Raw genomic sequence first — 11,455 nt, 5'->3', positions numbered from 1 at the left:
ACAGCCTGAGTCGTTAACGACCATCCCTTTACTTGCTCCTGACTGTAAATGCCAGGAGTAAAAAGGTAGCCCTGCCCTTGCACTGAAATTTGAGCGCCTTCAGTAACAATTAACCCGGCAGATGCCCGTTGTGCGTAATACTCTGCTGTCAACTCATCTGCAATATCACCTTTTCTGGCTCTTGAACGAGTCATAGGTGCCATAACGATGCGATTATTCAGAGTAATATTACCGACTTTAAGTGGTGTAAATAGCTTTTCCATTTTTACCTACCTGTATTCAGAAATTTTACCTATGTTCACTGTATGGGGTATCAATGTGAATAGCGTTTTGTTCCGAATACTTATTCCATAAATTCTACAATACTTTTAGAGAGGTAAAGTTAAAATACCTTGAACGGCATGGAGATCGGAGCAGATAAGCAATTAGGGTTGAGTCGGGGTAATATGCTGGTCGGGGTATTTACTGGCTACAGTTCATCCGATGTTAAAGCTACTCATAGTGCAGGAGCCAATGGGGATATTCGCAGTTACAGTGGTGGCCTCTACCTGACCTATCTGGATCAAAGTGGACTCTATATTGATACGGTATTGAAAGCTAACCGTTTTAATAATGAATTGAATACTCAAGGCGCGCGAGCGGAATACAGTCAAAATGCCCTTACCGTCTCGCTGGAAAGTGGTTATCAATTACTGGTTTATAACGGCTAATATCGGATTTCGTCTGCGGTTCTAATTTATTCCAGCCCCTCTTCTGAGGGGCTTTGATTTTCCTCAATCGACTGTCCATATATCCCCAAATTATTTTGAGTCTCAGAGAGCAACTAAAAAAACATACAAATCACGGGAATCCTATGCCATTTTTCATGGCAGATAGAAGTTTTTGCTGGAAATTGCCAATACTGTTTAGGGAACCCAGATAATACCTAACTGAGTAATATGGAGACGTTGGGCTTTACTATGCCCCTACAGGATTCGAATATGTAAAATGTTGATACGTTTTATATAAATAAAATAGTGTTCGATAAAATTTGTACCAACATTGCTGGTTATCAAGGTACATCACGAGAAGTACGTCCCGAACCAGAAGTGGTACCCATCATAGTCTGGCCTGTCGATCGTACTTACCGTCGCCATTATGCACCGGGGAGATGTTTTGCCCGTAGCGAGAACGGTATCAATACATTTGGGCTGACGTTTGCTAAACAGCTTGATGCTATCCGAACAGAAAGACTGATTTCAGAGACAGAGTCGGGACGCCAACTCTCTAAGCCTTCTGACAAAATTGTCAGAGAGCCGTCAGTCTGATGTCAGCCTACCTGCGCCAAAATTACTGCTAAGACTAACCACTGCTGATTGAAGGAATGAAACAGTGAGAATAAAAAAGGTATTTAGCGGGTTTCTGGCGATGATTGTCATGGGGCTTCTGGGACACCCCGCGTTCGCATCAGAGGATTCATCCGCACAATCCCGCACACTGATTATCTATTTTTCCCAGCCCGAGGAAATGAAACCTGATGCCGTAGATGGTTTTTCCGGGGCCAGCGTATTACAAAAAAATACGCCGAAGACCGGCAGCACTCAGTTTGTTGCGCAGCTGATTCAGGAGCAGACTCACGGCGATCTGTTTCGCATTGAAACCACTACTCCCTACCCTCGCCAGCATGATGCACTTTTACGCGTTGCCGAAAAGGAACAGCAAACTAAAGCCAGGCCCTCACTAAAAACACCGCTCCCCGACCTGAGCGATTACGACATCATTTACGTTGGCTATCCCATCTGGTGGTATACCATGCCAATGGTGATATATGGCCTCTTTGAGCAAAATGACTTTGCCGGTAAAACGGTCATTCCCTTTACCACCCATGGAGGCAGCCGTTTAGCCGACTCCCTGCGAGAAATTGCCCGCATGCAACCACAGGCCAAGTTAGTCACTCGTGCGCTCTCGATCTCACGCAATGATATTTCAGGCCCTGAAGTACCCGCACAGGTTGAGCAATGGGTAAAACAAGTCCAGCCACAGCGTTAATCCATCGACATGAAGAAAATTTATATTTTCCAGGTCATGCAGGATACGCTGATGACTTTACTTCTACTGGTACTGATGGGGTTTCACCTTCACGGTGAAATCGTACATGAATGGGCGGGTATTATTTTTACGCTGCTCATTATTTTGCATTTATACCTTAACAGGCATCGCTTGTGGTCACTGACGCCAAATATTCCTTTAACGATGCAAGTAGTTAACAGAGTCATTAATGCAGTGACATTCGTTATCATCCTGACCGCTATTGTCTCTGGCATGATGCTGTCCCGTCATATCCTTCTGGATCTGCCGTTCCACAACCCGGCGAGCTGGGTCAGAAAAGTTCACATGACGTCGGTTCACTGGGGAATGCTCATTCTGGCGCTGCATATCGGGTTGCACTGGAAAATGCTGGCAACGTTTCTCTGCCGGATCCTGAACATCGCTGACAACTCACACTTTGCAAATGTCATTATGCCGGGGATTTTTTCGATAATAGCATTACTGGGATTGTACTGGTTACTGGACCAGGACTATCTCGATTATTTGCTGATGAAGGTAGATTTCTCATTTTTCGATTACGATGAATCTGCCCTTCTTTTTTATTTACGCTACCTATCCATTATTGTTTTATTTTCATTAATTACGCGCTTTTTACTTTGGTTTCTTATTTTTAGAAAATGCAAAGCGATGTCGCCACAATAGGGGTTCACTGACAGAATTGTCAGGCTGGCGTCAGTCTGACGACCTTTCACCCTTATTAGAATCATTGCAAACCCTCCCCATCATTGTAGATAAGGACGCTTTGCATGATCAGACATTTACGTTACCTCGGGCTTTCACTGCCCCTCTTCACATTTTCATCCTGGGCAGTGGAGCAAAATCCCGCTGTCTATATCTCTCCCGCTGTAAGTCAGAACGCGGTGTATGGGCCAGCGGAGAACTTTACCCGCCGCGTTCGGGTTTTAAAACCGGATAACGACATCCGTGTTCGCCAGCTGGCACAGGTTCTGCGTGAACATAGTGAAAATGATGTGGCTACGCGGGCAGAAAAGGCACTGCAACGGGCGCTCGCAAACAATTAGGAGTTGATTATGGAACATGATCCCACGCGCAGAATGTTGATTACCGCACTTGCCGGGCTCACTCTGGCGAACGTTTCCCTGGCATCAGCGGCCACCGGAAACGCAAACGTGCAGGGTAAAACCCGTATTCTGGTGGCGTACTTTTCTCGCAGCGGTAACACTCGGGTGATTGCGGGCGTCATTCACCGCAGCCTGAACACCGATCTGTTTGAAATCGAACCGACCGCACCTTATCCGGAAGACTATTTTCAGACTATTGAACAGGCGAAAAATGAGCGTGAACGGGGGAATAAAACCCGCATTAAAAAAAAGCATCGCAGATATCTCACGCTATGAGAGCGTATATTTAGGCTTTCCGATCTGGGGGACCAGCGTGCCGCCCGTAGTGCAAACATTTCTCAGCAGCCACAACCTTGCGGGCAAATTACTCATCCCCTTCATTACCCACGGTGGCTACGGTAAAGGAGACAGCGACGACATCCTTGCCAGTCTCGCCCCAACAGCCCGCCGGGAAAAACCGCTGGTCATTGAATGCGACCAGGAGCGAAGAACCACAGAAACGGTCACCAGTTGGTTAGAGACGATACGCAGCTAGAGCGCTTGGGTAATTTCCCTGGCGTGACATTTGATGATGCCTAGGAAATGGGCGGGTGGGAATCAATCGAAATGGTACAGAGGTATGCACACCTTGCGCCACGTCATTTGAGTGCTCACGCCAAGCAAATTGATAGCATTTTTGATGGTCATGTCCCAAATATGTCCCAGTTGGAAACTTTGGAGGTGATGGGGTTTGATAAGCGATTGATTTTTATGGCCCTACAGGAGTGAAATTAAACGTGTAATATGCTGTTAAATAAAGATATCAACCAAGTTCAATTTTCAAGATACCCCCAATGATACCCCCAAATAATTTTCCTTCCCTAAACCTGCACAAAGAAATCATCAAGAATCGTGAAAGACGGTATTTGCTATCAGAATGATTTCATATCATCGCACTTCACTTTAATGGTTGTTATTTAACCACCAATTTAACAGTTGATTATGGATTCATAATCACAAATAAAATTTCTCTATATATAACCAGAAAGTGGTCGGTTCGGTAGGTTCAGTCGGTTCACGGACTTATTTATTTGATATATAAGATAAATTAATTTCAAACTGAACCGACTCACGGTCGGTTCATCTCTTTATAAAGTCGGTTCAATAGCTTGTTGAGCTTGTGCCCACAAAGCGAAAATTAAATATAACAATCTAATTTTCAACAAGTTACTATTTATCGCTCATCTAATCGACTAAAAAACACCCAATACCAACTTTATTAATATCCTCTATGTGTAAACTATAAAAGATGCTCACAAAAATCGTTTGTCAGAGAAAATTAAGAGGCAACATAGTTATGGATAACATTATTCAGTTAGTACCGTCACGTTGGGTTTCGGAGTCAGTATTGATGGCTATAACTGGCTTAAAGAAAAACACCATTAAATATGCCAGAGATACTTCGTGGATGGAGGGGCGCGAATACAAACACGTTTCAGGGAATGGCATCCCTCACGAAACAGCGGCTTGCTTCTACAACCGCGAATTGGTTGATGAATGGATACAGAAAATGCCAAAAGCAATACGCCGTGAAAGGAAGTCCACTTAGATAGGGAAATTGCTGAGTCTAGAATGATGCACAATTAGAGGGAGACTGAATAGTTAAAACAAAGGTAAACAGATTACTGATTTCAGCTATAGCACTCTTCATACGGCCGGTGACATCCGGCCATGCTGCCCTGATATATACCCAGTATTTGTATTACAACTTAATCGTTCTATGATGCTTAAGAAAAATTAAAGCTCCGGGGCCCTAAAAGGGATCAGCCAACCTATGGGGCAATATGAAAATGAATAGTACCTTATCGGCTGCTGCCATCATTATTGCAGTTGTGTTGCTTGGCTTTCTAGTGTTTGATTTGTTGACTAGATAGCTAACGACCAGCCTGTTGATAGGCTAGGAAGATAGATGAAAGAGTATCTAGTTCCTGGAATCTTAGTCTTGGCTACTGTTATAGCTATTTCCGCAGTAGTAGCTATCACCATAGCCTTACTAGGTAATGGGATAAAAATTGGTGATATGACTTACTATCTCAGCTAGTACACTGCATTTGGGTTTTGCGTGAGCTAACCGACTGGAGGATGTATGAAATTAAACAGCACCGTGGTTATCATTGTACTCATAGTTGCTGCTTTTGTGGCTGGGTACATAGTCTCAGAGACGTTTGCTAGGTAAGTTAACCCACTGCTAGCCCATAGAGGGGGTGCGTGGAAGATTTTTTCTGAAATATCAGCCTTACAAAATGAGTGACGCTGAAGTAGCTAAAATAAAAAAGAAAATAAATTCATTAAGAGATAATTTGCAATGGATGAAACTAAAAATAAAGAAGAATTAGGCGAAAGTCTGAAGGCTCATATAGCCAAACAGATTACAATGGATCTATTCAGTAATCATCTGGACGAAGTTGGATTTGGTGATGATAAGATAGTATGTCAAGTATGTGGTCATGATAACTTTCTTATCCCTATCGGAGAACAAAGAGATAGCACTGATTACCCTGTGATTGTAACCATGCCTATGCCAGCTGTCCATGGAAAGGGCGTTTGGTGTATAATAGTTATATGCGAAAAATGCAGTAATACGCTGTTTTTTAATGCTGCAAACATTGTTACCAGGCTGAAGGAGTCAGGTAAACTGTGATAACTATATGTGCCAGTGAAATTCTTATTGAAGAAAACTATAGGGACAACTCGATAGAAGGAAAGGTTGATTATTTTACTGATCTTACTATTGATGACTTACTGGAAAATCATGATGGAAGCACTATGTTTGTTGCTTCAGCTGGTTACTTTAGAACTATGGAGGTACTTATGCCTATCAGTAGCGATAAGCCCTTGACAGTGAGATGGGCTATCTCATTATGTGCTATTACTATAGCTACTGTCTTAGGTGTTGCTGGAGGTACCTACGCGTTGATTCACAGCGATGTCAATGATGTTAGGTCAGAGGTTAACTCAGCACGAGATAAAAACGGATCTGATTCTGACTCTTTAAGATCGGACATGAACAGAGGCTTCGAAAGAGTTTCAGATAAGCTTGATGCTGTTAATAGAACGCTAAATACTATTCAGGTTGATCAGGCATTACAAAAAAGACAATCATCGACACAGCAGTAATATAAACCCAGCAGATTAATCGCTGGGTTTTTTGTGCCTGTAATCTGGCAATCTCACCACCCTGCCCGCGCTGCCCCTTTATAGTGCCATCCTATTTTCAGAATTTTGCTCACCCTAATTGTTTGGAGTAATCATCCAAATCCAATATCCTTAGATCGGAATATATAGGGTAATAACAAGGAAAAGTTATGGATACAGTTGAAGAACTCAATGGAACATACTTCTATGCATGTCGTTCGAATCTGACCGCCAGCGAATTGCTGTTTATGATTTTTTGTGAGAACGCAGCAAACCAGTTTGGCATTCAGGATTTTGGGGCTGTAGCTGCTATTGTTTCAGGTAGAAGCAACCTTTCTACCAGAGGAAAGCCCATAGGCGCAACGAAAGGCACTTCATACGCTTCCAAGGCGGCACGTAGTGTATTTAAGAAAACAAAAATCCCATTTGGTATATCGCTGCCCACATGGTTAGGGGGTTATACCCCGCTGACTGCAAAACGAGTTATGGTTCGTAATCTCGCCCCGTTTGTCGGTCGCTCGATCCCCTTGCTTGGCATCATCATTATTGCTGCTGACGTATCAGAGATTACTTACCATACAATTCGTGACTACAACATGATAGCGAGGGGAGCTGATAAGTTATGGTAGATGATATTGAACAGCGAATTTATGATCTTGTACGGCCTTATGCTGGCGTCTATTTGTTCACTAGAAAGAAAGTGGCTTTAACTCCCGATACAGACTTAGACACTGACCTAAGTATTGATGAACTTGAAGTAGAAGATCTCATGAATGATTTCTTTAAAGAGTTTTCTGTACAAAAAGGGAATTTCAATATTAAAAATTACTTCCCTGATGTTCCTTTTTCTTTCAATCCATTCAAGAGAACTGCCCCTATACCTGTTCCAGATTTCACGATAGGAATGCTAATCGAGTCCGCCAAAGCAGGCCGCTGGCTGTATGATTGAAATAGACCGGGCAATTAGGCCCGGTTTGGTGTTTTACGCTGTTTTTCTAGTTGGCTCAGGCAATCCATCCATCCACATATGTACTTTGCCATAAAAAACAGCCCACTTCGGATCATCAGCTTCAACTTCCCCCTGATCAGGGAAATCCTCTGGATCTTGGGATCCTGCCAAATAAGCAATAATCTCTGTTTTCTTTGAGTCGGAAAATTGAACGAGCATAATTATTCCTTAAAAATTATAGCCACGGCATGAAATTGAGTACGAACCAGCGTTTGAATTCGACATTGAGAAATAAAGCCGTTGTGTTTCAATGAGGGATAATGTTCCTGTTTCACCAGCAGAGGATGTTGCCCCGCTAACAACAGCACTAGCCCCAAACTGACCAATACCCGATGAGGACGAGGAAAGGCTCATAGCTACACCAGTGCCTGCCAGAGTTTCGCCAACAGTAATCGACATATCTACACTTGTTGCATTAGGTGGTGCAGCTGGTGCCACACTTAATTGAGTTTGGGTCGTTGTTCCTGTACCTACAGAATAAATCCCTACTGTGGGAATTGAGACATGTCTATTTGAGAGAAAGCCCACTTTCAGCAATGAAGATGCAGTCCCCCACACAGCAACAAGCGCTGATGCCGTGTAACCCGCTGGCATATTTGCTCCACCGTAAACTTCTGGGGCGGTCACTGCTGTAGCATTAACAGCAAGCAATGCTGACGCTTGAGTCGTTGGGTTATAGATTGCATACAGTGCTACCCACCCCGTAGCTGGTGCTACGCCGGCATCCATCCCACCCGCACCAGTAGTTGCCAGGTTAATTGTCTTATTGAAGCTGCTAAGTTTGTACTGACGCCCACCTAACGCCGCCTGCACGATTAATTCATCTGCGGTAAAAGTGGCTGTTGCTGATGCCGCTGTTACACTCATTTTTGCATTGCGTGATATGCCAACAACCCCGGTTAATTGTGGAAGATGGGCCACATCGCTTAAACCAAGGTTTGCGAGAGTCTGTGCAACTGCCGCCACCCCTGCAGTTTTAATTTCCGATAAGTTATTAGCAGTCTTTAAAAAACCACCATCAGTAATTAATTTTGAAACTGCAGTGGCTACCTGATCAAATTTAGCACTATCAGGTGTAATACCAGCGGCAGTCAGAATGTTAATTAATTCACGCTGAATGGTATTAAACCACTCTGCCGGCAATATCGTCGGTGGCACCCCACCAGCAACATTACCATCAGTAAACTCGCCGTTATTGTCGGCGCGCGTGTTGGGGATATCGCCAATTTTTTGCATAAGAAACCCTCGCCAGTTAAGGCGCTTTAAATGAATAGATATTGCTTAGTTAGCTAACGTAGCCAAATTTAAGAATGGTATGGGATGGATTTAATACGATTAACCGACATTCAAGCTGTTTGTTTCCCCACGAACGCAGTGGATCACTGCAATACGTTAAACCACACTGCGCATAATTGATGGTGGTTTCTGGTGCGGTAATCAACCAGGTAAAAGGCCATTCCTCACCATTGATGGCATCACCACACACTGACATCCCCGAACAAGCCTGTCGATATTGAGTAATCGATATGGTGTAACCCAGCGCCTCAGCAACCCGAATAAAATAAGCCACTGACTGCCCACCAATGCCGAACAGTTTGGATATTACGGCCCGCTGGCGCTGGATAATGCTGTCTATCTCACCTATCGCGCATAAATCCGGTAACCCAAGCGTCGCTTCCCACTCGGGTAACATGGCGGTCGCTGTTGAAGGAAAAGCGGCATCGAGCAGATCACGGGCATCCTCATCACTGCGCTGGTAAGACCTTGCCAGTGCTCGTAACGTGCTGGTTTGAACCCCGTCTGATATTTTGGGCCAAACTAAGCCCCCCGGCATCAGCGATTGAATGGCGGAGGTATATTCATTAACAGAATATCGACTCATAGGTAGGTCACCGTGCCCCGGAGAGGTAATTGTCCGGTTTCAAGCTGGATGTTAGTCGTCGGGGAGTCGAGAATAAAACCACTGGTTCCTGTCACATCACCGATGGCCAGCAGCAGTGACGACAGTAGAATTTTACCGCCCGGTTCACCCTCAGTAAAAAAGACTTCATCTATAGCCGTATTGATTGCCGTAGTGGTTTCGCTATCTGCCGTAGAGATGCCGCTAATCACAAAATTCACGGGGGCCGCCACCGGCGCACAGACATAGATGATGGCAATAATGGGCTGTAAGGGGTAAATGTGGTCGGCTACCCGCCCCTGATCACCGGTCGCTTTTACCGTGCCCCACTCTTCAAGCTGAGATACGCCGTCAGTCCCGACCGGAAAGCCGCCTGCATCATTGCCATCACACATTATATAAATACCGACCGTACCCACACCCTGCAAGCGGCGCTTCACCCAACAACGAGTCACCCCCGGCACAGCCAAAGCCCAGCCGCGATAATCAGTATCGTTGCCGCCTTGAGGGGTGTTTTGATAAGCCAGCAGCATACGAGAACGAAAAGCATCTTCTGATTCAATATCAGCGCCGCCAGAAATCTTAACTGTGGCGGTGGCCACCGACAGAACGCCATCGATAGCCACATCCAGTGTCAGAGATGTCCCTGCATCGGCATTCCCGGCAATACCACCGCCCGTGGTGTCATCCAATACGCTTGGCAGAACCGCCGTGATTGACCCGGTGCCTGTGCCGCCAGCGCCCAGCGTGACCTCATGATCGAGACGATATTGATAGCCATCGGCCCGATTTAACAGGCTACCAGCGGGGATCACACGACCTGCGGTGCCACTAAACTCGACAGTAGAACAGGCGGCTGGGTTAGCGGGTTTGCGAAACACATCTTTCAATGCGGCCCATGCAGCGAGATATTCATCGGTGGCATTATAAGGCGTGGATTGCAGCGCGATATAATCCAGATAGCCATAATGCAGATGCGCCATACCGGCATCAGCATCACTGATCACCCCGATATTGGAGAAGCGCAATAAGTTACCACCGGTCTTGAGTTCTGATTGAATATAGGACAGATTTCGCTGGCGTAGTTCGCTTAATGTGGGGCGATTAAATGGCATGTATTAGGTCTCCCATACCCATGAAAATTTAACAGACGCCTGTGTTTGCGTGGGTTGTTGGTAGCTGATAATGAGATTCAGACGGTTGGGGTAAACTATCTGAGCATTAGAACTGATGGCGGTTACCACACCATCATCAAGCAACCAGACCAGCGCTTCATTGGCATAGTCTTCAGCCTTTAACGCGACTTTGGTAGTGAGTTTTTCGCGACGCAGCAACCACAGGCGGGAACCTATCGGGTACTCTGATCCAGTATCGCCCCACCATCCCCGGCGATCATCACCATCGATAGCATCATCAGCACGGGCCAGCCGATCAGTAAACAAGCTGATCAAAATGGCGGTTTCTAAATCATTGCCATCCAGCAACCCACCGCCGCCGGTTTGCCAGTCGCCCAGCAATTTGTCCGGCTCCCAGAGTGTTTTGATATCTGTTGTCATTTCACCACCTTACCCGTCACTTCACTGGTTAATGTCGCGCTACCCCCCTGCACATTTTTAAGCTGATGATTGTGGACGTTATAGGCTTCACGCAGGGTTTTCAGTGTGGTGCTATTGCTGCCAGCGTTATCAACAATATCGCCGCTGACCTCCAACAATGGTGTATTTAGCCGTACTTTTACCGCAGCGTTAACCGTCACCTCCGTGGCATTATTAACTGTGACCGGCTGGCTATTAGCTTCAATAATAATGCCAGCTTCGGTTAACTTGACGTATTGCCCCCACTGCGAGTAAATCACCGTCTCTCCCGGATTTAGCCCGACATGACGAGATGACTGATGGTTTGAGCCAATGATGACTGCACTTGACCGGTCGCCGCCCAGAAAGCCAATCACCACATCGGTACCAGTGGGTAACCCGGATGAAAAACCGAACTCGGCTAATCTCGGCGTATCACTACGAACTTCCAGCGGGGTTTGGTATTGAACGGTTTGAACTGAACCACCATCATGACTGCCTGTCACCCGCCCCACCCCGATCATCATTTTTATTTGCCGGTATAACCTGGCTAGTTGCCCTGATTCGCTCATCACTGATTCATCTCCATAAGATTGGAATAAAACTGATAAGGTTGGACGGTGAAGGC

12 protein-coding genes and 8 pseudogenes are annotated in these 11,455 nt (G+C 45.5%); 13 read left to right on the top strand and 7 right to left on the bottom strand.

The genetic code is table 11. The features are described 5' to 3' along the window. A pseudogene (locus tag ACNSO8_RS06420) lies at window positions 1-263 on the bottom strand (alkene reductase); the annotation flags it as partial. A gap of 123 nt (window positions 264-386) precedes the next feature. Here ACNSO8_RS06420 and ACNSO8_RS06415 point away from each other — a divergent pair. From ACNSO8_RS06415 to ACNSO8_RS06355, 13 genes and pseudogenes are all read left to right on the top strand, one after another. Beyond that, window positions 387-701 (top strand): annotated as a pseudogene (locus tag ACNSO8_RS06415) (autotransporter outer membrane beta-barrel domain-containing protein); the annotation flags it as partial. Between the two features lie 368 nt (window positions 702-1,069). Continuing rightward, window positions 1,070-1,307, top strand: a pseudogene (locus ACNSO8_RS06410) (two-component sensor histidine kinase); the annotation flags it as partial. Window positions 1,308-1,371: 64 nt separating this feature from the next. Then, a complete protein-coding gene (locus tag ACNSO8_RS06405; protein WP_418394158.1) occupies window positions 1,372-2,028 on the top strand; it encodes a flavodoxin in 657 nt (218 codons plus the stop codon). A gap of 51 nt (window positions 2,029-2,079) precedes the next feature. Next, entirely contained in the window at window positions 2,080-2,730 is a 651-nt protein-coding gene (locus ACNSO8_RS06400) for a DUF4405 domain-containing protein (RefSeq protein WP_172653971.1), read from the top strand. A gap of 104 nt (window positions 2,731-2,834) precedes the next feature. After that, window positions 2,835-3,017, top strand: a pseudogene (locus ACNSO8_RS06395) (cupin domain-containing protein); the annotation flags it as partial. After that, a pseudogene (locus ACNSO8_RS06390) lies at window positions 3,012-3,110 on the top strand (carboxymuconolactone decarboxylase); the annotation flags it as partial. The pseudogenes ACNSO8_RS06395 and ACNSO8_RS06390, both read left to right, overlap by 6 nt. 9 nt (window positions 3,111-3,119) lie before the next feature. Beyond that, window positions 3,120-3,705: pseudogene (locus ACNSO8_RS06385) on the top strand (flavodoxin). A gap of 44 nt (window positions 3,706-3,749) precedes the next feature. Continuing rightward, window positions 3,750-3,938, top strand: a pseudogene (locus tag ACNSO8_RS06380) (hypothetical protein); the annotation flags it as partial. A 568-nt stretch (window positions 3,939-4,506) separates the two neighbouring features. After that, on the top strand, window positions 4,507-4,758 hold the full coding sequence (gene xisR, locus ACNSO8_RS06375; protein ID WP_418394157.1) for an excisionase family protein: 252 nt from the start codon (window positions 4,507-4,509) through the stop codon (window positions 4,756-4,758). A 756-nt stretch (window positions 4,759-5,514) separates the two neighbouring features. Further along, window positions 5,515-5,850, top strand: coding sequence for a hypothetical protein (locus ACNSO8_RS06370; RefSeq protein WP_418394156.1), 336 nt, complete (start codon window positions 5,515-5,517; stop codon window positions 5,848-5,850). After that, a complete protein-coding gene (locus ACNSO8_RS06365) occupies window positions 5,847-6,326 on the top strand; it encodes a hypothetical protein (RefSeq protein ID WP_418394155.1) in 480 nt (159 codons plus the stop codon). Before ACNSO8_RS06370 ends, ACNSO8_RS06365 begins: the two co-directional genes overlap by 4 nt. A gap of 188 nt (window positions 6,327-6,514) precedes the next feature. Then, entirely contained in the window at window positions 6,515-6,973 is a 459-nt protein-coding gene (locus ACNSO8_RS06360; RefSeq protein WP_418394154.1) for an STM2901 family protein, read from the top strand. Continuing rightward, window positions 6,967-7,293 (top strand): DUF1493 family protein, encoded by a 327-nt coding sequence (locus ACNSO8_RS06355; protein WP_418394153.1) that lies wholly within the window; start codon window positions 6,967-6,969, stop codon window positions 7,291-7,293. The genes ACNSO8_RS06360 and ACNSO8_RS06355 overlap by 7 nt, the downstream gene beginning before the upstream one ends. Before the next feature lie 33 nt (window positions 7,294-7,326). Here ACNSO8_RS06355 and ACNSO8_RS06350 read toward each other — a convergent pair whose 3' ends face one another. From ACNSO8_RS06350 to ACNSO8_RS06325, 6 genes and pseudogenes are all read right to left on the bottom strand, one after another. Continuing rightward, window positions 7,327-7,512, bottom strand: coding sequence for a hypothetical protein (locus ACNSO8_RS06350; RefSeq protein ID WP_418394152.1), 186 nt, complete (start codon window positions 7,510-7,512; stop codon window positions 7,327-7,329). 747 nt (window positions 7,513-8,259) lie between these two features. Then, window positions 8,260-8,589: pseudogene (locus ACNSO8_RS06345) on the bottom strand (hypothetical protein); the annotation flags it as partial. Between the two features lie 49 nt (window positions 8,590-8,638). After that, window positions 8,639-9,235 carry a YmfQ family protein gene (locus ACNSO8_RS06340; protein ID WP_418394151.1) on the bottom strand — a complete coding sequence of 199 codons (597 nt, stop codon included), beginning with the start codon at window positions 9,233-9,235 and terminating at the stop codon, window positions 8,639-8,641. Then, window positions 9,232-10,368, bottom strand: coding sequence for a baseplate J/gp47 family protein (locus ACNSO8_RS06335; RefSeq protein WP_418394150.1), 1,137 nt, complete (start codon window positions 10,366-10,368; stop codon window positions 9,232-9,234). Before ACNSO8_RS06335 ends, ACNSO8_RS06340 begins: the two co-directional genes overlap by 4 nt. A 3-nt stretch (window positions 10,369-10,371) precedes the next feature. After that, window positions 10,372-10,809 (bottom strand): phage GP46 family protein, encoded by a 438-nt coding sequence (locus ACNSO8_RS06330; protein ID WP_418394149.1) that lies wholly within the window; start codon window positions 10,807-10,809, stop codon window positions 10,372-10,374. Next, window positions 10,806-11,399, bottom strand: coding sequence for a phage baseplate assembly protein domain-containing protein (locus tag ACNSO8_RS06325; RefSeq protein WP_418394159.1), 594 nt, complete (start codon window positions 11,397-11,399; stop codon window positions 10,806-10,808). The genes ACNSO8_RS06330 and ACNSO8_RS06325 overlap by 4 nt, the downstream gene beginning before the upstream one ends. Between the last annotated feature and the right edge of the window lie 56 nt (window positions 11,400-11,455).

It is taken from the genome of Yersinia sp. LJYL362, assembly GCF_048323875.1.
Note: the sequence above shows the minus strand (reverse complement) of the source record. Positions and strands in the feature narration are given on the sequence as shown.

Excerpts from the sequence above, each read along its gene's own strand:
- ACNSO8_RS06335 (WP_418394150.1), bottom strand. The coding sequence starts at position 10,368 with ATGCCATTTAATCGCCCCACATTAAGCGAACTACGCCAGCGAAATCTG.
- ACNSO8_RS06360 (WP_418394154.1), top strand. The coding sequence starts at position 6,515 with ATGGATACAGTTGAAGAACTCAATGGAACATACTTCTATGCATGTCGT.
- xisR (WP_418394157.1), top strand. The coding sequence starts at position 4,507 with ATGGATAACATTATTCAGTTAGTACCGTCACGTTGGGTTTCGGAGTCA.
- ACNSO8_RS06325 (WP_418394159.1), bottom strand. The coding sequence starts at position 11,399 with ATGAGCGAATCAGGGCAACTAGCCAGGTTATACCGGCAAATAAAAATG.
- ACNSO8_RS06330 (WP_418394149.1), bottom strand. The coding sequence starts at position 10,809 with ATGACAACAGATATCAAAACACTCTGGGAGCCGGACAAATTGCTGGGC.
- ACNSO8_RS06400 (WP_172653971.1), top strand. The coding sequence starts at position 2,080 with ATGACTTTACTTCTACTGGTACTGATGGGGTTTCACCTTCACGGTGAA.
- ACNSO8_RS06350 (WP_418394152.1), bottom strand. The coding sequence starts at position 7,512 with ATGCTCGTTCAATTTTCCGACTCAAAGAAAACAGAGATTATTGCTTAT.
- ACNSO8_RS06370 (WP_418394156.1), top strand. The coding sequence starts at position 5,515 with ATGGATGAAACTAAAAATAAAGAAGAATTAGGCGAAAGTCTGAAGGCT.
- ACNSO8_RS06340 (WP_418394151.1), bottom strand. The coding sequence starts at position 9,235 with ATGAGTCGATATTCTGTTAATGAATATACCTCCGCCATTCAATCGCTG.
- ACNSO8_RS06355 (WP_418394153.1), top strand. The coding sequence starts at position 6,967 with ATGGTAGATGATATTGAACAGCGAATTTATGATCTTGTACGGCCTTAT.